The organism is Paenibacillus sp. GCM10028914, from assembly GCF_042666275.1.
GTDB lineage: Bacteria > Bacillota > Bacilli > Paenibacillales > Paenibacillaceae > Paenibacillus_AQ.
The window spans coordinates 471,763-492,118 of the sequence record NZ_JBHTFO010000018.1 but is presented as its reverse complement, the minus strand read 5'-3'; the positions used below and the strand labels follow the sequence as shown (position 1 = coordinate 492,118).

Below are 20,356 nucleotides of genomic sequence, written 5' to 3'. Positions count from 1 at the left end.
ATCAGTCCCAATAGTAAAGATAACTTCTCCGATCGTTTCCGATCTCCAGCATTCCACTCTTCCTCGATTCACCAAATCACTATAAAATCACTATAATTCTTTTATTAACTCACCAGGTAGTTCAAGCTTCTTATAATTACTTTCAATAAATGTATTAAACCATATTGCGTGATAAGTTCTTAACCCTGCATTGAAAGCTCCGTCTAACTCATTAGAACCGCCATCTCCTATAAAAATTGATTCGTGTGAGCTTACTGAAATACGTTCACATGCTAATTGATATATTCTTATATCCGGCTTAGCGATTCCGACCTCATATGAAAAAATAAAATCATCAAAATACTGAGCGAGCTCACTTTCTTTCCAGTACCTTACTTCCTCTTCTGTACAATTACTAATTAATCCTATCTTGATGTTATTCTTACGAAGATATTCTAATAGCTCCAATATGTCTGAACGAATATGTAAAAATGGAATGATTTTCTCTTTGATTCTTTCCTGATACAAGATTTGAACTGCTTCATTGTTAGACTTTAATTGTCTATTCTCCAAAATGTCTTTAATAACTTCGAAGTAATTTGAGAATATCCCTATCATCCTCTTCTGCTGACGACTACTCCATTCTTCCTTAAAATCTTCTGTTGTAATCCCAAGCGATTCCAGATAATCATATTTCCGATTCGATATTCGTTTTCCGTTTGAAAACTCAGTTATTAATGTTTCGAATAAATCAAAGAATACTGCTTTGGTCTTCAAATACATCAGCTCCTTGAATTATCGCTCTTGTTAAGCTTTCGGATTCTTTCGAATAACGTTATTGTATTCACGACGCATGAAACTCTTGTTACCTGAAGTTAAGTTTTCGTTGAATGGCTATAATTTCTTAACAATTATATATCTTAGTAGATATTCTTTTGTTTCATTGTCTTTATATTGCAGTGTCTCCTTTATAGACCCGACTTCAACAATGTCATGCTCTGAAAAATGCTTTATTAAATCCTCTTCACTAAAAAAATGCGAAAATTTGTTAGCTTTGTATTCATAAGTTCCTTCTTCTATTTTTTTACCCTTACCATAATTTTGATCTTTATCAGAAAAGCATGTGAAATACATGATTCCGTTATTTTTTAATAGCTTTACACAATTCAATATTATTGTCTTCCTATCATGTTGTAAAAATAAATGTAATAAATCGTAGCAGTAAATGGCATCGTATTTCTTGTTGGTTTCTAATTCATCTAAGATGGAGCCTTGAATAAAATTAGTATTTTCATCCCACATTAAAGCCATTTGAATAGCATCATATGAGAGTTCGATTCCATCCACTTGGAAACTAGAAGAAAAAGCTTTTGTGTTCCTACCATAGCCCGATCCGACAACTAATATATTATTAACGTTGTGTCTGTTAAAAGTAGCAATTGCATGATAAACAGTTGGGCTTGGTTCAACTCCCCATATCATACCTTCATCTCGATATCGCTGCTGCCAATAAGGTTCCATTTCATCACCTATACCTATGTCCATGATTCACTCTCAAAATAGTCCCTTATAGGACTCTTCCTTGATTTAATGTCTTCCGGATACATAATATTCCTATTGGTCCGACCGGTGCTGCTATAGAAAACTCAACTATTATCCCATTAACTAACGATGTCATGTTATTACCTCGTTTTACCCTTAAATATATTTACTCCTGATATAACACATAAGGAAAATAGTAATAATAATCTTAACCAATCCATTAACAGCCAAAAGCCACCGCCAGTTACAATATCTGGACTCAAGTTATATTCATCTACAAAAATACCCATGTTCCAAAATAACTTTAGTGAAATTATGAATGAAATTAAACTCAATAAAAATAATAAGATGGATAGAAATCTCTTATTCAAGATATATTCTCCTTTGCATTCAAGTTTAGTTCAAACAATGAATTTCACCTCTTTATTTTTATTCAAATAATTGAACTTTAATTTCTTTAAAATCAATAGAAATATATGAGTGTAATTGGCTTCTATGATGGTATAAATGACTTAAGATTTCTAAAAGCCATTCGAATCTCGTGTACCTAACTCCCCAGTAAGATTCTTTATATTCAAACAATTCTTCTTCAGAAAAACATGAAAATTCTTCAACTAATTCATTGTAATTCAATATCAGTTTCTTTTTAATTTCTTCAATAGTTCTAAGAGTATTTCTCTCATAATATTCTTGCATCTCTATTAAACTAGCTTCATTTAAGATTAATAGATCAGCTTTACATATAAGCGATATATGAGATAACAATTCTATATAGGATCTTTTATCATCTATAGGTTTTGAATTTAAATCAGTTTCAGGTAATTGGTTGATTATTTCAATAACTGAATCAACAGCAATTTTTATTTGATGAAAAACTGAAGATACGTATTTATTCATAGTTCCCCTCTAGTCTTTTTGTTTTGTTTTGCGCTGATTTCCGGGACCGAGGCAGCTTATCCGCCGATGCGCCTTGAAATCCCCACAGTTCTCTGTTTACCACGCTCTTCTAATAATTAATGATTCAATCTGAGATTTATGGTGATGATTATGCCAAATAAATCTTTGTAATGCATCGTCCAAGTTAATTAACCCTAACGCCTGAGTTCTGAGTGTTCTGGAGTAGTGATCTGAATCTAACTTGTCGAGTAATATATAGAAGCGTTTGTGGAGAGATTCTAGAAGTAATAAAGAGGTTTCAATGTCGGTATCATAATAATCATGAAGATTACCCCAAAGATCTTCTCGATATGATGAAGCCATAGGTTCTATTTCAGTTAATGCCCTTTTAAATCTTAAATAAGCGTTCATATCATTATCGGCCATATGGTGGATAATTTGCTGAATTGACCAACCACCATCCCGATATGGCGTTTGGAGTTGTTCAGTTGTTAAGTGAAATATGAGTTTTCGTAGCTTAGGAACAATTAATAAAATTTGATTAATGCACTCATACCTGTCCTCTTCAAAGAAAATGGGAGTCGACTCAAATTGACCAATGGGGTATCTTATTTTATCAATCATCTATTAATCACCTACAATCGTTTTTTGACCTAAACTTATCAATTGTTTTTGAGCAGCATTACCTGACCAAATTGATAATTTTCCCTGGATCCTCTATTAACTCTCAACTATTTCTTCCTTATAATGACTTATATCGCCATGTATTAGTATTGAATGATTCTCTTTATTTATTTCGACTTCACAAAGGCACGTTGGGTGAATGTATGGAGGGTTCCAAATATCCTTTATATCACGCTGTTCAAAATATGCCATGATCATCTTAATTACCACTGTATGAGTAACTATTAGAATAGACTTACCTTTGTTGGTATTAATAATTTCATGTAGCTTATTAACTGCTCTTTCAGATACTTGTTGGAAAGTCTATCCATTATCAACTTGAAATGCCTCTGGATCATTCCAAAAGTTATCATACTGAACTGCATAATTTTTCTTTGCTTCTTCCTGAGTAATACCTTCCCATATACCTAGATTTATCTCTTTAAATGCATGAGAAATTTCAACAGGTATCTCCCGTTGTCCTCTGATTATTTCTGCAGTTTTGGTTGCCCTTTGACTTGAACTCGTGTATATTTTGTCAATTTTATGTTGATGAAGTGATTCTCCTAACCATTCTGCTTGCTTAATGCCTAGTTGTGTAAGAGGAGAATCATTATGTCCTTGAAAACGTTTATGAATGTTCCATTCAGTTTGTCCATGTCTTGTAATGTATATTGTGATTGATTCTTTCATTGATGTCTCTTCTCCTTTTAGACCCAGGGCCGAATGAATCACAATTTCAGTAACCATTGATGGTTATTTAAATGTACTATTTCAAGAGCTTGCTTTAACCAAAGTCTCTGTTCAAGATCTAAGTAAGATAAAGATAGATTGAAGTCATGATAATGATCTCTTGAATCATTTCCATTTAAATATGTTGATTTGTACAGGAGTACAATTTCCGGTGACAATAAACAAAATCCATCCCTTATTAAAGTCGACTTGTCTAGGCTCCTCTTCACACTTGAATTTCCTGAATAATAGAAATAATAATTATCCCTGTGGTTAAAAAGAAATTCTACGTAATCAAAATCCTTTTGTTGCTCATTTGCAAATGTGAATCGATACTTATTATCTCCAATAGGTTCTAAATGACAGCGTGTTTCTCTGTTAGTAAAACAAAATAAATTTTTCTTCGCGAAGCCGTTGATTGTAAAGAGTTCATGTATTATCCCACCACCGCATGCTTCAAAAACTCTCCATCCTGAGTTCAACATAAAAGTAATAATTGTATTTCTATCTTCCCAATATACAGCTATATCTAAATCCTTATGAGTTCTCGTTTCCCGCCCAATAAATATATCAATTGCTCCACCACCACATATAGACCAATCAAAACCAGCATTATCGAAGAATATTTTTGCTTTTGAGATTATATCTTGCAAATAAATCTACTCCTATAGTGATTTCATAAATAATGATTTATTCTGTTATATTTTGTTTTGCAATAATTTCCTACTCTATGGATTTAATCATTTCCTCAATGGCACTTATCATTCTCTCATTTTTTTCAGTTACTAATTCGTCAGTTGCATGTGCTGGCGAATAAACAAACAACATATTGTTTACTTCGTAAACTTTAAGTCCCCATTCTTCATATTCATAAACTTGTTTAATTTGTTTTCTCCCTTCTTTTAATTCCTTATTGTTCTCGAATATATGAATAAATACCATCCCATCGATTAACTCATATGCCTTGGATTCAACACCGTTTAACTTTGGATAATCACCTTCCATTTGAGGTTTTAAATTTAATTCTTGGCGACTAAAGGGCTCTTTAATATCTTCTAATGTCAATTCACTATTTGTATTGAATTCATAGAATTCTACTCTCCCAATTTTTTTATCAACTGGTGGTTGTGAAGTACAAGCGACTATTCCTACTAAAATCAAGAATAATAAAGGCATTAAAATAAATAAATTTCTCAATTATATCCCCCTAAACAAGCCTTCAATTATTTTATACGAACGAACAAAAACCATAGCAAACACCTCAGTTAGAGAATACTATGTTAGATGAAATAATGACTTCAAAGGATTAACTTGAATTTCTCTATTCATTTTGGTTTTCAAATAATGTTTCGATGTATTTGTAATCAATACTCCCTGAACTATCCTTATAAAAAAATGGGTCCTTTCGAATCGTATTTTTCGAATTAATAATGAACTGCTTATACACGCCTCCATTTGTTTTATAGATGGTTGTTCTAAAGGAATACCCCATATAACCTATAGAAATTTTCTCTTTCTTGAATGATATCGTTTTTAGGTTATTAATTATATGTTCTATCTCAGATCTATCTGAAATCACGATATCTTCACCGGTGCTCCCATTGAATATTTCAATTTTCTGAACATCCTTATGACTGATTCTTACCATCTTAGTTGGGGTAACCCACCAGGTACAGATCAATACACCAAACAAAATAACAATCAAGATTATCTTTGCTATTTTATTCATTGTGTTATACTCCTCAGTAATTTTTACAAAATCAATTGTTCCTCTATTTAAGACCTTCATTCAATTTTATGGGGTTCTTTTAATCGCTTACTATTCTCTTACATTAATATCTTCATTTATAATGATAGTTTCTGGCTCGTTATTATTAAATTCTTCATTTTTCTTTTTTATTAATTCAATTTGTTTTTTGGAAAAGTCCTGTTTATACGACATCACACCTATTTCTCCTACGTTCCCGTCACGAAATGACCCTCACTTCCCTGCCAATCGCCTTTCGCGGACCGATGAGCCCCTAAGCTCTGATGCGTGGATATGATGTTAGCTGATGTTCGGTTTTTCTATGAGTTACTTAAGTAAATGAACTTTCAAGAAGTCAATTAATTCAGCAAATGCAAATTGAACCTGTTCATCTTTGAAATTGTGATCAAAAACATGATCCGCCCCATCGATTGTTATTAACTTTGAATATATCCCCATATCTTTGAGTTTTTCATACATAATTACAGATTGTTCATAAGGCACATCCGTGTCCTGGTTGCCGTGCAGAAATAAAGTAGGCGGGTAACCTTCTGCAATATTGTCAATGGGATTATATTGTTTTATCTTATCTTTATCTATTTTAGGATCCATCTTTGTTACTTCTTGAATCCAGATTCCTTGTTGGCGACAATATACGTAATAATCAAATCTGTCCCATTCACCATTTGTAATTTCAACATTTCCAATTCGACTTAAAGCACTCATCCTATCGATTATTGGTTTGTTACAATAGTACTCGCTTGGTTGTGTATACCAGTTCCCTAAAATGTCCCCATATCCATAGAAAGAAATAATAACATTCGGCTTAAAATCCATTGTTCCGGTTAATAAGCTAAGATAGCCCCCTGCTGATCCTCCCATTAATGCAATTTTAGTAACATCAAAGTCGTACCATTGAGTCGCTTCCGTTCGTACCCAGTTAATTGCATCTCTTATATCTTCAATAATAAAATCAAAATTAGTTTCTGGTGCAAGGCGATAATCTATATTGACCACACTAAAACCATAGTTAGTTAAAAATTCAATCTGTTCGATTGGCAACCATTCTCTTGTTCCAAAAATTAAAGCGCCACTATGAATATATATAATTACAGGAGATCCGGCACCTTGATAATAAATATCTGCACTGATAGAGCAATTCTCTGTTTGCTTATAGATCCTTGTTTCTTTCATTTCTTATTCCTCCGAAATGTTTTAACTGAATTTCACCTAAAGTTGTTTTGTTCACGACGCCCCACCGACTTAAGGTTACGAAGTGACTGGGCCGCGATGCACTTAGTCGGTTCGGATGTGTCCGCCTGATTCCACTTCCCTGCCAATTCCCTTCGGGCGGTCCGAGGGGTCATCAGGACCCGAAGCGTGGATATGATGTTATCTGACGTAAACCTCTACTATGAATTAGCTATAATCTTCTTCGTTAAGTTAAACTCATGACGGCATTCATAGTAATAACTTTTGAGTTTATATCCCCCAGCTTTAAATACAGGCTTATGTTGATACCACACTATAATTAGTGTTCCTTCAAAAAGGAGTCTACGAAGGATATAAACTATTCTGTTAAAGAAAGCACTTCTATTTTGAGCAAGTTTATGAAGGGTTTCGGATTGAAACTGAACATGTTTCTCCTCATCACATAAAATCTGATTACATAAATCTATTAATACTTGTGACTTTGTAGATTTTTGCAAGGCTTTATAGTACAACTTAGCAATGATCTCAGCAGTTAATAGAACAATGACTGATTGTTCTAGACTTGCATATCGACGTAATCTTCTAAATACATTATCCACCCAATGTCTACGAAGGAGTGGGATTCCTTGTACCTTCATAAATCTGCCTAGATCTCTAGCGTGCCTCTGTTCTTCTTTAATGAATTCTATAAGTGCTTCATAGTAATCCTGATCTTGTGTCTGATGTACATATTCTTGCGCACGTTTAATTAGATGTTTACCTTCAGATTTTTCTCCTAATTGAAACTGTTGAATTGACTTAATGATTATTTCTCTTTCATTTGTTGTTAATTTATAGTTGTCACCCCAATGAATATATTTGAGGTTTTGATTATTTCTTCGATAATATTGCACCCATTTCGAGAAAGTGATATTCATTATTTGCTCCTAAAATGTAATAGGTTTATGTCATATAACGTTCCCGTATTCACGACGTCGAGAGACTTAAGGTCGCGCAGCGACCGGGTCCGACAGGACTTACCTCGCAAGTGTGTCCGCCTTATCCCGCTTCTTCGAATTCCATCTGGCGGACCGAGGGTCGACGAAGGAAGTCCGATGTGTGAATACAATGTTATAAGAAGCGCTGGCCTTCTTCGAGATACTTTCATTTCAAAGAAAATAAAATCTTAGATTACCACACCTAGTCTACTACTTTATTTTCTTCTAACACCTTGATGTTTATGAAGGTAAGAAGTCTGTTTCAAATACGTTACTTTACAACCCGGTACCGTAGGTGGGTCTCACTCGCAAAGGCCGATGTTTCTATCCGCTCCAATTTAATACGCTCTCCGAGCCCGCCAAATAATGAAATGCCGTCACCCAGCAGCAGGGGTACTACATCCAATACAATTTCATCTACCAGACCAAGTTTGAGGCATTGCCGGGAGATGCTGCCACCCAAAAGAGCGACACTTTTATCGCCAGCGCTTGATTTGGCAGTCTCAACGGCTTGCTTAATATCGTTAACGATGAAACTATACGTAATACCATCTTTTTCAACCGGTTCATGGGCTTCGTGGGTCATGAGGTATATTGGAATTTTCAACATACCACCGTACGGTATCTCCCCTTCTTCAATCGTGTTCGTTTTGTTGGCGCCACCAACTACGGCGCCTATTTCCTCCATGACTTTATTGACTACTGCGTAATCTTGGTCCGTAGCTTCAAAATCGAACATCCAATCGATACCACCGTCTTTGTCGGCCATGTATCCATCTAGTGTTGTTGTTGTGTGAATAATAACTTTTGCCATTATTATATCTCCTTTATTTCTTAGTTTCTAAATACGGATTAATAAACTGTGTAAATTGTTTGCGCATCCAGTCTTCGAGTGCCCCTATACCTACAACGATGTACTTAAACCACCACTCTATTTACTACCATCTACGTTTATGTATTACTCCCTCCAATATATAAACACCTATACCTACAGTGTTGTTGTTGAATTTCCGCATTAAAAAAACTAACAGCAGTGAACTCTGATATCTCAAAGTTCACTGCTGTTCTATTTTCAAATCTTCACAGGCATTCCCGTTTCGGCAGACCGCAAAGCGGCATAGGTAATCTCCATCGTCTTGAAGGCATCTTCATACGAAGAAAGAATCCGTGAAGTATCGCCGGTACGCACCGCATGTATGAATGCTTCGCTTTCGCGTTGATACGGATTAGCCCCATTCGGATACTCGGCCAATCCGCCTTTTTCTTGAACGATCAGTTTATCTGATTTAACGTCAACGCTGCCTTGTTCAGTGTAAATGGTTAGCCCTACCTGCTCAGACTCTGGCAGCATACATGTATTCGAGATCGTTGCTACAGCACCGCTCTTTAACTTCATCGTAACGGTTCCGACATCATGAACAGTAACCCCGTCATGTATTTCATGCATCGCGCGCTGAGCGAATGCCGCATACACTTCGTCCACCTCGCCAAGCAAATAACGCAGCAAGTCTACGATATGTGTTGTTTGCTCAATAAACTGCCCTCCGGAGCCTTCTTGCTTCCTCCACCAGTACACCTGCGGCATATCCCCCATCCAGTAACCAAGCGCCATACCAATCTTTCTCTCACGCAGAATCTCGGCAGCCTTTAAAGCGGCATCCGTATAGCGGAAATGATAACCGGCTGAGGTGATTAACCCCGAATCTGTAACCCTTTTCAAAATATCTTGCGGGACTTCCTTGCTTACACCAAGCGGCTTTTCCACTAAAAAAGGAATCTTTCTGTCAACAAGCTGGCGTTCGATCTCCCCATGTGCAAAAGGTGGAACACAGATATATACAGCATCTGGCTTGGTTTCATCCAGCATTTGCGCTACATCGGTATAAGCTTTGGCTGAAGGATACCCTTGTACTGCTTTCTCCGCCTTCTCCTGACTCGTTCCAACAAACGCTTTTACAGATACACCTTCCATCTTAGATAAAATATCTGCATGCACTTTACTAAACCAACCTGTACCTATGATCCCTACATTCAACGTCATACGGAACCCAACCCTTCAATTGTTATAGGTTAACGCATCCCTTTATCTTTCCGGTACGCTCTTGGACTGACACCAATCTGCTTACGAAACAGCGCTGCGAAATGATTATAGTTATTAAATCCTACATCGAGCGACGCCTCCGTCGCTGACCTTCCCATATGCTCCATGAATAACGCTGCTTGCTTAATTCGCATTCGGTTCAAATACCTGGTAATACTCTCACCAACCTCTTGTTTGAAGAGGTGAGACAATCTGGAAGATGACAGTCCAACCTCTTTGGCCAGCTCATGAATCTTGATCTCCTCCTGCATGGACTGAGACAGCTTTTGAAGAACAAGTACAATTCTCGGATCGCGCCTCGTCTGCAGCTGCTGGGCGATAAGCAGAACGATCTCGCGAATGGAGTTCTCGCATAGAGCATACCAGTAATCCGAGCGCTCTCTTGCCAGATACAAGATATGATCGAACGCCGACACGACCCGTTTCTGCGAATATCCTTCTGAAATGGACACGACAAGCACCTCTTCTTGAGGCAAATAGCTCATTTCCATGAGTTTATGAAAATGTATCCACACAAAATTCCACTGTTGCCCTTTAACCGTGCCATATTCATGAGGAACACCCGCTCGCAAGAGAACAAGCTGACCTGCATGAGTCTCTTTTCTTCCCTCGGGGGTGTAAAAATATCCCTGACCCTCAAGCGTGTACACCATCAGCCAATCGCCTCTAGCATTTGGCCTACGGAGAACGTAGGAGTCATCCATTGCAAAGTGCCCACTTAATAGGTTTCCATAAGGCGTACCTGATTCATCTTCATTACGCAAATGAGGAGCCATCTTCCTTCCTCCGCTTCTTTGACACGGTGTAGCAGAATCCATGCAGTTTTCAGCCAGAACCCTACTTCTTATCCATTATGGATTGCTTTATGCTGATGTCAATAAACAAAATCAATATTATTTGCAAGGGGATGAGCGATTTATGAATAAAGTTTTAAAACGACTGACTTCAGAACAAATGGCACATTTTCAAATTGAAGGGTATGTCATCGTGAAAGGTTTATTTAGTGAAGAGGATCTTCGCATCATCGATGATACATTCGAAACGATCAGCCATCAATATATCCCCCGTCATTTCGAACCTGATATGAATGCAGGAGCTGAAGATCCCTTGAAGCGCTATCCTCGCGTCATGCACCCGCATCGCTTTAACGAAACCGCTAAATCGTACATGCTTCATCGTCCGGTGCTTGATGTACTTGAAGATCTCTATGGAGAAGAGGCACTGGCCGCACAAAGCATGTTCTATTATAAACCTCCCGGTTCACGCGGTCAGGCACTGCATCAGGATAACTTTTATTTGCAAGTCGAACCCGGTAACTGTATTGCGGCATGGACAGCTATTGACCCTGCTACACTGGAGAATGGAGGTCTGCTTGTTGTTCCCAAGACCAGTGACTATGAAATCGTATGCCCGGAACTGGCTGATGCGAATGAATCCTTTACAACCCACTATGTTAAACCTCCCAAGGACGAAAAAGCGATCCCTGCCATTATAAACCGGGGAGATGTATTATTCTTCAACGGCAACCTGATTCATGGCTCTTACCGAAACAAGACGAAAGATCAATTCAGACGTGCTTTTATTTGCCATTATGCTAATGCCTCTGCAACTCATATTGGCACTCACTATCGCCCTCTGTTCCGTGCAGACGGAACCGCTGTAGACCTTGAAGCGAATCCGGATGGCGGTCCTTGCGGTATTGAATTTGACGATGCTTATCCGCATTAATCTAATATCTCGGTGGGAATAGGCCTCCTATCCCCACCTTTTCTATTCCTTTTTTAATGGTATAAACGCTCTTTGTTTCTCCATTCGGTAGGAGGGCACCCTTCAAGCTTTTTGAACCATAACGAGAATGAATGCAGCTGTGAAAAGCCAATATGATTCGCAATACTCTGCATATCTTTATCAGAAGAACTTAACAGCCACTTGGCCTCCACCAACCGGCATACTTGCTGATACTGTTTCGGTGTCATTTCATACACCTTATAAAACTTTTTACGGAACCCATCTTCGGATAGGCCAGCCATATCGGCTAAAGCTGAGATTTGTATCGGGTTGTTCAAATGTTGACGTATGTAATCACCAATGCGGGATATTGAAATTGCCTGCTGATCCGAATGGGAGTGTTCACTTAAGAATAATAATAGAACTTCAATCCAGGCCACATAATTTCTCGCAGGTTCTTTTAACGCAGACGAATATACTATTAACCACTCCCGGAACAGCAGTTCATAATGCTCTTGATCCAGCTGGGAAAAAATGATTATTCGAGGAAGACCATCTGTAATTAACCTGTCGAACAATTCACGGGTTTTGAGAGGAAGATCTTGAACCAATAGAACTCCGAAACGGATCGGCGTTATCGCATGAAAAGAATGGGGAACATTCGGAGGAATAAGAACAACATGCCCGGCATGCACTATGATTTCATCATCTTCCCGGCGAAATGAACCATTGCCCTCCAGTATGACGGTGATCTCCATACTCTGATGACTCCACTGACGTTCATCTTCCCAATCCTTGTCATGCGTTCCTATAAAACTTCTAACTTCAAGCACGGTTGAATCCAGCCTCCTTAAAAATCCCCTACGATAAATAGCACTGAGTCATCATTACATTAACTCGAATACACGATCTATCGTAAGGGGATCATACCATGTTCTTCGCGCCGGTAGGTGTGCCTTTTTTGATTAAAAAGTACTTGCTTTACTCGTATCCGGACACCATCTCGAAGTACGGTAATACCTGATTAGGATGTCCACGGCTTCATCTGTCCGCAGATGGGTGAGCGCCTCGAAGGCGTAAGCCCTTACATAACGATCCTTACTGTGGAGAGCTAACTCCAAGGAGCCAAGGATGGTTGGAGCGTCATTTTCTCTGCTTGCACGGAGCAGTGATAATGCTGCGGTATAGCCAATTTTGTTCATAATATGACTCTGATTACTTACGTCATTGGCGTTTCCTCCCTCTACCGATTCACACACGATCGAATCTTCGAGCGCCTGGCACAAGGCATTACCGGCTTGCCCCCCAGCATTCCCGATCATGCCCATCGCCTCGATGGCATTACGGCGAACCCATGGACTCTCGTCCTCCAGAGATAAGATCAACGCAGGTACAGTCTCATGTGCGAGCGGCCCGATCATGCCGAGTACAAAAGCTGCCAGAGCTCTGCGCTTTTCTTTCGGATGTTCCTCCAGCAGCTTCAGAAGGCCCGGAATTGCAGCAATGCTTGCTCCCTGAAGGCCGTATGCAGCTCTCGTCGCCACAAGCGTTGTTCCGTCTGCAATATGATGAAGCAGCACATCAACTCCTTTTGCTCCCATATGTCCAAGTGCATAAGCTGCGTTCAAAGCTACTACTTCTATGTCATTCAACAAGTCTCCTAGCTCAGGTGCTAAAGCAGACCCCGCTTCCCCCAACAGTCCAATTTCATCTGCTGCTCGCGCTCGGACGGACTCTTCGCCCGATCTAAGATCTTGCGCTAGTTGTACCAATTGCGTCTCACTTACAGATTTATCGACCTTACTTGGCGTAGATTCACCGCGCAGCCAATCCCAATTATCCTTCCACAGATTCAGATGAACAAATGGCGTTCCATCCGGCACAACCATCTCGCTGCTCTGATGATTCCAGGTTGGATATTCCGGTGCACGAAGTCGCACGAACTGGAATTTAAGCATGTAACGGTCCATATTAGTTATGTTATACGAAGCCTTGTGCCATAGATCAAAATGGATCAGTACCATCGTTCCTGCTTTCCCCGTCGGAAGCAGTGTCTCACCTCGGTCACCGATAAATTTCTCATAATATTGTGTACCTGGCATGACCGCCGTTGGTCCTAAATCTTCTGTGATATCCTGCGTGTAATATAATATCATCGCCCACCATGGCCGGTGGCTTCGCATAGCGGACCAATATCCATCTTTATGCCATTCCCCACCGCCAGGCGTTTGATTACCCGGTTGGTTGTAATGACAATGCCGGTGTGGGTGCATATAGTGATCCGGACCTAAAATACTCGTTAGCGCTCCTTTAACGACCGGTGTCTCGAAGAACTGCTGAATCTCAGGAACCCGAGGCAAAATGTTATTCCCGGGGTTTCCCTCCTCATGCAAGACATGATAAATCTTATCCATAACACTTGTATGGAGCTGCTCCGGCAAATCATTTTGAAGCACAACATAACCTTTCGCTATAAAATCCATCATTTGTTCATCCGTCAACAAGTACTTGCTATCGATCATATCCATTCACTCCTCCACCTTCGTTTAAATACGCGTTCATTGTAACAATTGCTGCTCTTGATGTATTTACATAAACGTCCGTGTTTTGTACAATCGTCATGCAATATGACAAATATCACAAAAGGATGTGCCATAGAATCATGGATTTCTCCGCTTTCCATCCCCATGTGAATTACGCCACCCGATACCCCTTTTCTAGAGGTCAAAAGAGTATCAATCGACATTGCTATTCTTCATCACTCTATTTAATTACCGAGGGAAAAGGCATCATTCATACTTCCGGGCGTACATACTACACGACCCCGGGCTCTCTCGTATATATCCCAGCGGGACAGCCTCATGACTGGATTGCCGATATCGAAGATCCCATGGTTCACGTTTGTTGTTATTTTGACTGGGTCTATGTGGATCGGCGGGCATTTTTCGACCATCCATCTGAGATTCATTACGATGCTGCAAGCTTGATTCCTGATCTGTTAGACTCAGCGTTTCCTTATGCCCTTCCTGAACATTTGAAAGTGGAGAAACTACGTGTATGGAGCGATTTTTTCGAGAAATTTTATACCGAGAACAACTTCGTAAATGAACGTACTTATATGCGTAACATCAAGCTTCAAAGTCATTTTCTGCAGTTTATCGAATTCTTTCTTAACTTCGTCTTGAAGGATGATCATATGCTCGATCAACGAATCCGTAAACTACTCGAGCAGTTGGATCAGGATTTGATTCATGGCAGACTACAGCCGCTAGAAACATATTACAACGAACTCCGATTGAGCCGCGGATACTTCTTTGAGTTGTTCAAAAAGGCAACCGGTCTGCCTCCCACGCAATATATTAATCAGTTTCGAATCAATCGAGCGAGGGATGATCTGCGTAATTCGGATATTAGCGTTACAGAGATTGCGGAGAAGCATGGGTTCTCTTCCGTGCATTACTTTTCGAAGCTATTTCGCCAATTAAACGGAGTATCACCACGGGAGTACCGTAACGATGGAGATGAACTATCCGACATGGATAAAAAAAAGGTCGACAACAGAAACTCCTATTGAGCCTGTCTTCGACCTTTTCCTTATACTGAGCCTATCCTATCATAAACTCAGAGATAATCTCTTACCGTCCAGATTTAGTACTCACCAATGCCACTCCCGTCTTCAACCAATTCGTCAGATTGAAGGAGGGCTCTCTCCCTCGTTAAGTATGTAAGCTAGGCTCCAACAGCTCCAGCAGATTTCCCTTCTCGGTTTGAGTCTTAGACATGTTCCGCTGCGCGGTAACCAGCTTATAATAAATCCCTTGCTTCTCAATTAATTCTTCGTGTGTTCCAACCTCTGCAATCATCCCTTTATCCAGTACAAGCAGCCGATCTGCATTCTTTAGTGTAGCAAGCCGATGGGCAATGGCAATTGTTGTTCGATTTTTGGTAACACGCTGCAGTGCTTCTTGAATCTCCGACTCGGTCTCGATATCTAAGGAAGCGGTAGCCTCATCCAGAATTAGAATTCTAGGATTGTTTAGTACTGCTCTCGCAATAGCAATTCGTTGTCTCTCGCCACCCGAGATATTGTTCCCGTTCTCCTCCAACTTTGTATCGTAACCGTCTGGGAACTGACTAATAAAATGATGAGCATTCGCGATTTTCGCAGCCTGTATGACCTCTTCCATTGTTGCCTCTGGTTTGGAATACCTAATATTATTCAAAATCGTCCCGCCGAACAAAAATGTCTCTTGGAGCACAACACTGATTTGAGAACGTAAATCCTCCTGTTTTATATCTCGAATATCCACACCATCTATGCATATCTTTCCTTCATTAACATCATAGAAACGGGAGATGAGATTGATAAACGTAGATTTACCCGATCCCGAATGACCAACGAGTCCGATCATTTCCCCTTTCTTGATGTCAATATTTATAGACTTCAGTACAGGTTCATACGATTTGTATCCAAAGGTAACATCCTTAAAGCTTATCGCCCCATCTATTTTGTAACGGATAGATTTCTCCGTATCCGTAATCTCCGGCTGTTCATCAATAACAGAGAATACGCGCTCTATAGAGATTAGGGCATTAGCGATCCACCTCGGCATATTCATTAACCATCCGAGCGGACCATAGATCATGGCAGCGTAACCTGTGAACTGAACCAGCTCACCAAGTGTAAACTCCCCGCCCAGGATCATATGGCAACCCACCAGCAATACAAAATATTGACCAATCTGGATCAAATAATGAGAAATAGGTGATAGATAACTGTACACTTTTTCACTTCGAATCGAAGCTAACGCGTACTCACGATGGTAAGCACGAAACCGCTTAACTTCCCGCTCCTCTTTGCCAAATGCCTTGACCACGCGAATGCCGCTGAGCACATCATGCAGAAACGAATTGGCTTTATCATGGACCTTCCATTGTTTACGAAACAGCTTCTTAAGTACAGCTCTCCAGACAAAATATTGGATATATACAACAAGCGGTGCCGGCAAAATAATGATAAGCGCAAGCTTCCAATCCGTGTGAAATAGCAGAAAGCTCACAGATGCCAGCATAATGACTTGATATATAGCCATTGTGAACACTTCTTGAATCAAATTCCTGATGCGGTCCGTATCAGAATTGATTCGGTTCATGATATCACCCGCTCGCTGCGAGGTTAAGAAGCCAAGCGATAAGCTTTGTACCTTCTCAAACACGAGCTTGCGCAAATCTGCTGCAATTCTTGAGCTGACACGGGCCATGATTCTGCCCCTTAATACCCCTAGAAGCTCTCCCGCAACCAGACCAAACACAATTCCCCCAATAGCGATGAGGAAGATCCGCGTGCTTGGATTTAGACCTTCAGGCGGTTGTAAAGCCGAATTCACAAGTATTTTTTGAAAGTAAGGCCCTGTTAGTGTAACAGCTGACATAAACAGCAAAACGATGAGCGCTGTAAATAGTATTTTCCAGTGAGATTTCGAAACGTCCCATAATTTCTTGAAAGCCGCTCCCTTGTTCATGCATTTCGGACATAACCTGGTGCCTTTAACCAGATAATCGCCGCACTTGGAACATACGGGCTCACTCTCATCGTTATAGATACGGATTTTACTGTTTGAAGTTATATAATTTAGTATTTGTGCGATGTAGGATAGCCTTGCCGCATGCTGCATTGTACATCGAATGATAATTCTTTGGGTGTTTAGATGTGTCGCTTCCAGAATGACATTTCCGATCAGTGGAACAACTTTATAATCATGTGCCTCATGAATCACAGAAGTTTCAAGAACTTTACCATTCAGAACTCGGGACCACTTGGTCTCACCGATTACAAAATACCCATTTGTCCTTCGGCCATCAAACGATAAATCGACAGGCACACAATAGGTTATCTTCTCCCCTAAGGCTTGCTGAACAGCTAGAAGATCCAACTCAGGCAGCTCAAATTGCAGGTTCATTGCAGCCTCCCCCTATATATACATTTCAAGCAATCGATATTCCTTGTCACTTAGTTCCTTTATATTGCTAATTACGAATCGGTTCCCATACACATCAATAATTAACAGCTTATGATCCGCTACAAGCTTCACATTTCCTCCGCCGGCGCGAACCGTAAATCGGCAATTTCCGGCATTTGTCTCTGTGTCCCAGTAGGAATAACCAAATTCCTCTTTAATCGTGAGTATCTTCGTGATCTCCGGAGCAAAATATCTTATTTTGATCTGCTCCTCCAGTAGCTTTACGGTTTCCTTCGGAAAATCCTCATCCAATGATTTGATGATGCCGATTTCTTTATTTTCTTTCGTTCGTATCGATATGTAGATTCTGCTGTTGGTATGTGGAAAGGAGCAGTGTAAATATACCCCCGTATATGTTTCATCATTTACTTGAACCGTAAGCATCTGACCTTTCGTCAGCGTGAACAATGTGTTATCAGCCGTTAGATAATTTATGCTTGCAGCAACCGACAAATCGGATTGCTCAGGTATCGTATTATGCATTAAGAACTTACCCCACCCTTCTCATGTTCAGCGCTTCATCATGTTTTTGTACCAGGCCATGATAAATCCCTTTTGTATTCATTAATTGCTCGTGCGTTCCTTCTTCAACAACCTTACCGTTATCCATGACAAGTAAATAATCTGCATTTCTCAAGGTAGATAAACGATGAGCAATCGCAATTGTCGTTCTGCCCTGGATTAATGTTTCAAGCGCTTCTTGAATTTGAAGTTCCGTCTCTGTATCCAGCGATGCTGTCGCTTCATCTAAGATTAGAATTTTAGGGTTATGCAGAACCGCACGGGCAATCGATATTCGCTGTTTTTCACCACCAGACAGATTATGACCTCCCGTCCCTACAATGGTGTCATAGCCATCAGGCAGCTTTTCAATGAAATCATGTGCATTCGCGATTCGGGCAGCGTTAATAATATCATCCATCGAGCATTCTGGATCAGCATAGGCAATATTCTCGGCAATCGTCCCCATGAACACATATACCTCCTGGGACACAATCCCGATATTCTTTCGCATCGTATCGATCTTCAGATCTTTCACATTCACACCGTCAATCAGAATTTCACCATCAGTAACATCATATAGACGGGAGATCAGATTCACGAGTGTGGATTTGCCAGCGCCTGAATGACCTACAACACCGATCATCTGTCCGGGTTTGGCATGCATGGACACATCCTTAAGAATAGCCTTGTTCGGCTCATAGCCGAAGGTAACATGGGAAAGGCGAATATCGCCATTTACATACTCCTTATGAACTGCATTCTCTTTTTCAGAAACGTCAGATATGGAATCCTGTATTTCAAAAATACGCTGTGCCGCACTCATACAATTCGACCACCAATTAACAATGTTATTCATGAACTGAAGCGGGCCGTACAGCATGTAGATATAACTGACAAATGTCATGATTTCACCAAACGAAATACTACCTTGCATCACTCTCCAGCCACCAAAAGACCAGATCAAGATCCCCCCGAATTGCGTTATGATCGTTAATACTGGAAATATAGTACTGCTCATCAGGTTAAAGGATTGTTCCGCTTCAGAGTACGAAGTATTGGCTCTCTGGAATCTCTCCAGTTCTTGACGCTCTTTCCCAAATGCTTTGACAACTCGCGTTCCTTGTATTGTGTCGCTGATCATCGCATTTAGCATGCTTACACGCCTATGTCTTCGCCAGGACAACCGCCATAGCTTCGGAAACACCCACCGGATCAACAGCAATACGAATGGAATCGGAATGAAGCAGATCAGTGTGAGTTTCCAGTCTAGAAAGAGCATGATGGCTGTAATACCTACAATATTCATCGCGTTAACGATAAAATATGAAATACCATCCACGAAAAAAAACTGCAGTTCTTGCGCATCATTACTAACCCTTGTCATTAGCTGACCGGTTTGTTTTTTCTGAAAAAAACTAAGCGATAATCGCTGCATTGCTGCGAACACACTTGCCTTCAAATCAAATACAACACTGGCTGACAATCGGGCATTCAGCATACTAAACAGAACACCGAACACTAAGGATATCGTTCGAAAAGCAAAAATAAGGAGAATTACGAGGCCAATGCGTCCGGCAAAGTCCCCCGTATTCCCCAGCGCCTGATCAAATAAGACTGTACCTTGCAGATAAGGAATGACAAGACCGGTAGCCGAATTAAGCAGCATGAAGAGAATAATAAGAAACATCAAGAGCTTATACCGTCCAGCAAATGATAGCAGTCTCGAGAAAATGGTATGTTTCTTCATGCATTTCGGACAAATTGCTCTGCCTTCCTCGGGGTATCTCATTCCGCATTTTGGACAAGTGTTATTCTCTTGATGCTCCTCCATATCCTCGACATTAATCTCTTCCTGCTTCTTGATCTTCGTAAAGATCGAGACAAGCCTCGCTGCACTCGCCATATGTTCATTCGTGAATGCTCCAATAACCCGCTCCTCTTCTTCCTTCATAACAATAATACCTGCGGCCACTAAATTGTTAGTGAATACGGTTTCAATTCTGTCCATATCAATGGACTCTACACACATCTCATCCCTCAGGCTTGTCACAACAAAAAGCTTCTCCTTGCTTAATATCAAATACGTAGCTGCATAACCCTCGCCGTCTAGGCTTCGATTACATAACATCCAATAAACAACATCGTAAGGTGCATAGAGCTGCAGCGCAGCAGTCACTTCAGGCGGTAACTTCTTGATCATGGGCTCCCCTTTCTTTATTCATTCATATTAGAACTTCATTTCTTAGTGAAGTCC

20 protein-coding genes and 1 pseudogene are annotated in these 20,356 nt (G+C 40.1%); 2 read left to right on the top strand and 19 right to left on the bottom strand.

Annotated features, from left to right (window positions below; genetic code table 11):
• Nucleotides 1-90: 90 nt before the first annotated feature.
• The 14 genes and pseudogenes from ACFQV5_RS22715 to ACFQV5_RS22650 form a co-directional block, all read right to left on the bottom strand.
• Nucleotides 91-756: an HAD family hydrolase gene (locus ACFQV5_RS22715; protein ID WP_379250263.1), complete on the bottom strand. Its 666-nt coding sequence runs from the start codon at nt 754-756 to the stop codon at nt 91-93.
• A 117-nt stretch (nt 757-873) separates the two neighbouring features.
• Entirely contained in the window at nt 874-1,524 is a 651-nt protein-coding gene (locus ACFQV5_RS22710) for a class I SAM-dependent methyltransferase (RefSeq protein ID WP_379250261.1), read from the bottom strand.
• A gap of 426 nt (nt 1,525-1,950) precedes the next feature.
• Nucleotides 1,951-2,418, bottom strand: a complete 468-nt coding sequence (locus tag ACFQV5_RS22705) for a DinB family protein (protein ID WP_379250259.1) — start codon at nt 2,416-2,418, stop codon at nt 1,951-1,953.
• A 96-nt stretch (nt 2,419-2,514) separates the two neighbouring features.
• Nucleotides 2,515-3,042, bottom strand: a complete 528-nt coding sequence (locus ACFQV5_RS22700) for a YfiT family bacillithiol transferase (RefSeq protein ID WP_379250257.1) — start codon at nt 3,040-3,042, stop codon at nt 2,515-2,517.
• A gap of 96 nt (nt 3,043-3,138) precedes the next feature.
• A pseudogene (locus tag ACFQV5_RS22695) lies at nt 3,139-3,774 on the bottom strand (histidine phosphatase family protein).
• Between the two features lie 38 nt (nt 3,775-3,812).
• Complete coding sequence (locus tag ACFQV5_RS22690; protein WP_379250255.1) at nt 3,813-4,466, bottom strand: nucleotidyltransferase domain-containing protein; 654 nt, start codon at nt 4,464-4,466, stop codon at nt 3,813-3,815.
• Between the two features lie 70 nt (nt 4,467-4,536).
• Complete coding sequence (locus tag ACFQV5_RS22685) at nt 4,537-5,010, bottom strand: hypothetical protein (RefSeq protein ID WP_379250253.1); 474 nt, start codon at nt 5,008-5,010, stop codon at nt 4,537-4,539.
• A 124-nt stretch (nt 5,011-5,134) separates the two neighbouring features.
• Nucleotides 5,135-5,542: a hypothetical protein gene (locus ACFQV5_RS22680; protein ID WP_379250251.1), complete on the bottom strand. Its 408-nt coding sequence runs from the start codon at nt 5,540-5,542 to the stop codon at nt 5,135-5,137.
• Between the two features lie 90 nt (nt 5,543-5,632).
• Complete coding sequence (locus ACFQV5_RS22675) at nt 5,633-5,755, bottom strand: hypothetical protein (protein WP_379250249.1); 123 nt, start codon at nt 5,753-5,755, stop codon at nt 5,633-5,635.
• A gap of 132 nt (nt 5,756-5,887) precedes the next feature.
• Complete coding sequence (locus ACFQV5_RS22670; RefSeq protein WP_379250247.1) at nt 5,888-6,754, bottom strand: alpha/beta hydrolase fold domain-containing protein; 867 nt, start codon at nt 6,752-6,754, stop codon at nt 5,888-5,890.
• Between the two features lie 218 nt (nt 6,755-6,972).
• The gene (locus ACFQV5_RS22665; RefSeq protein WP_379250246.1) at nt 6,973-7,689 is read right to left on the bottom strand and encodes a ferritin-like domain-containing protein; all 717 of its coding nucleotides are present in this window, start codon (nt 7,687-7,689) and stop codon (nt 6,973-6,975) included.
• A 331-nt stretch (nt 7,690-8,020) separates the two neighbouring features.
• Entirely contained in the window at nt 8,021-8,563 is a 543-nt protein-coding gene (locus tag ACFQV5_RS22660) for a dihydrofolate reductase family protein (RefSeq protein WP_379250244.1), read from the bottom strand.
• 258 nt (nt 8,564-8,821) lie between these two features.
• Nucleotides 8,822-9,790 (bottom strand): Gfo/Idh/MocA family protein, encoded by a 969-nt coding sequence (locus ACFQV5_RS22655; protein WP_379250243.1) that lies wholly within the window; start codon nt 9,788-9,790, stop codon nt 8,822-8,824.
• A 29-nt stretch (nt 9,791-9,819) separates the two neighbouring features.
• The gene (locus tag ACFQV5_RS22650) at nt 9,820-10,626 is read right to left on the bottom strand and encodes a helix-turn-helix domain-containing protein (RefSeq protein ID WP_379250241.1); all 807 of its coding nucleotides are present in this window, start codon (nt 10,624-10,626) and stop codon (nt 9,820-9,822) included.
• A gap of 142 nt (nt 10,627-10,768) precedes the next feature.
• Here ACFQV5_RS22650 and ACFQV5_RS22645 point away from each other — a divergent pair, with 142 nt between their 5' ends.
• Nucleotides 10,769-11,578, top strand: coding sequence for a phytanoyl-CoA dioxygenase family protein (locus ACFQV5_RS22645; protein ID WP_379250240.1), 810 nt, complete (start codon nt 10,769-10,771; stop codon nt 11,576-11,578).
• Between the two features lie 53 nt (nt 11,579-11,631).
• Here ACFQV5_RS22645 and ACFQV5_RS22640 read toward each other — a convergent pair whose 3' ends face one another.
• Both ACFQV5_RS22640 and ACFQV5_RS22635 read right to left on the bottom strand, forming a co-directional pair.
• Complete coding sequence (locus ACFQV5_RS22640; protein ID WP_379250238.1) at nt 11,632-12,411, bottom strand: helix-turn-helix domain-containing protein; 780 nt, start codon at nt 12,409-12,411, stop codon at nt 11,632-11,634.
• A 132-nt stretch (nt 12,412-12,543) separates the two neighbouring features.
• Nucleotides 12,544-14,106, bottom strand: a complete 1,563-nt coding sequence (locus tag ACFQV5_RS22635; RefSeq protein ID WP_379250236.1) for a HEAT repeat domain-containing protein — start codon at nt 14,104-14,106, stop codon at nt 12,544-12,546.
• Between the two features lie 134 nt (nt 14,107-14,240).
• Here ACFQV5_RS22635 and ACFQV5_RS22630 point away from each other — a divergent pair, with 134 nt between their 5' ends.
• Complete coding sequence (locus ACFQV5_RS22630) at nt 14,241-15,152, top strand: helix-turn-helix transcriptional regulator (protein WP_379250234.1); 912 nt, start codon at nt 14,241-14,243, stop codon at nt 15,150-15,152.
• A gap of 142 nt (nt 15,153-15,294) precedes the next feature.
• Here the strand turns inward: ACFQV5_RS22630 and ACFQV5_RS22625 are convergent, their stop codons facing one another.
• The 3 genes from ACFQV5_RS22625 to ACFQV5_RS22615 are packed head-to-tail and all read right to left on the bottom strand — an operon-like array spanning nt 15,295 to nt 20,302.
• A complete protein-coding gene (locus tag ACFQV5_RS22625) occupies nt 15,295-17,538 on the bottom strand; it encodes an ABC transporter ATP-binding protein (protein ID WP_379250232.1) in 2,244 nt (747 codons plus the stop codon).
• A gap of 12 nt (nt 17,539-17,550) precedes the next feature.
• Nucleotides 17,551-18,081 carry a DUF1854 domain-containing protein gene (locus ACFQV5_RS22620; protein ID WP_379250230.1) on the bottom strand — a complete coding sequence of 177 codons (531 nt, stop codon included), beginning with the start codon at nt 18,079-18,081 and terminating at the stop codon, nt 17,551-17,553.
• A gap of 7 nt (nt 18,082-18,088) precedes the next feature.
• Entirely contained in the window at nt 18,089-20,302 is a 2,214-nt protein-coding gene (locus tag ACFQV5_RS22615; RefSeq protein WP_379250228.1) for an ABC transporter ATP-binding protein, read from the bottom strand.
• Between the last annotated feature and the right edge of the window lie 54 nt (nt 20,303-20,356).

Bases quoted from the DNA above. Each gene is read 5' to 3' on its own strand.
- ACFQV5_RS22655 (WP_379250243.1), bottom strand. From the start codon at position 9,790: ATGACGTTGAATGTAGGGATCATAGGTACAGGTTGGTTTAGTAAAGTG.
- ACFQV5_RS22630 (WP_379250234.1), top strand. From the start codon at position 14,241: ATGGATTTCTCCGCTTTCCATCCCCATGTGAATTACGCCACCCGATAC.
- ACFQV5_RS22710 (WP_379250261.1), bottom strand. From the start codon at position 1,524: ATGGACATAGGTATAGGTGATGAAATGGAACCTTATTGGCAGCAGCGA.
- ACFQV5_RS22615 (WP_379250228.1), bottom strand. From the start codon at position 20,302: ATGATCAAGAAGTTACCGCCTGAAGTGACTGCTGCGCTGCAGCTCTAT.
- ACFQV5_RS22660 (WP_379250244.1), bottom strand. From the start codon at position 8,563: ATGGCAAAAGTTATTATTCACACAACAACAACACTAGATGGATACATG.
- ACFQV5_RS22645 (WP_379250240.1), top strand. From the start codon at position 10,769: ATGAATAAAGTTTTAAAACGACTGACTTCAGAACAAATGGCACATTTT.
- ACFQV5_RS22670 (WP_379250247.1), bottom strand. From the start codon at position 6,754: ATGAAAGAAACAAGGATCTATAAGCAAACAGAGAATTGCTCTATCAGT.
- ACFQV5_RS22665 (WP_379250246.1), bottom strand. From the start codon at position 7,689: ATGAATATCACTTTCTCGAAATGGGTGCAATATTATCGAAGAAATAAT.
- ACFQV5_RS22650 (WP_379250241.1), bottom strand. From the start codon at position 10,626: ATGGCTCCTCATTTGCGTAATGAAGATGAATCAGGTACGCCTTATGGA.
- ACFQV5_RS22625 (WP_379250232.1), bottom strand. From the start codon at position 17,538: ATGAACCTGCAATTTGAGCTGCCTGAGTTGGATCTTCTAGCTGTTCAG.
- ACFQV5_RS22705 (WP_379250259.1), bottom strand. From the start codon at position 2,418: ATGAATAAATACGTATCTTCAGTTTTTCATCAAATAAAAATTGCTGTT.
- ACFQV5_RS22680 (WP_379250251.1), bottom strand. From the start codon at position 5,542: ATGAATAAAATAGCAAAGATAATCTTGATTGTTATTTTGTTTGGTGTA.
- ACFQV5_RS22675 (WP_379250249.1), bottom strand. From the start codon at position 5,755: ATGTCGTATAAACAGGACTTTTCCAAAAAACAAATTGAATTAATAAAA.
- ACFQV5_RS22635 (WP_379250236.1), bottom strand. From the start codon at position 14,106: ATGGATATGATCGATAGCAAGTACTTGTTGACGGATGAACAAATGATG.
- ACFQV5_RS22620 (WP_379250230.1), bottom strand. From the start codon at position 18,081: ATGCATAATACGATACCTGAGCAATCCGATTTGTCGGTTGCTGCAAGC.
- ACFQV5_RS22700 (WP_379250257.1), bottom strand. From the start codon at position 3,042: ATGATTGATAAAATAAGATACCCCATTGGTCAATTTGAGTCGACTCCC.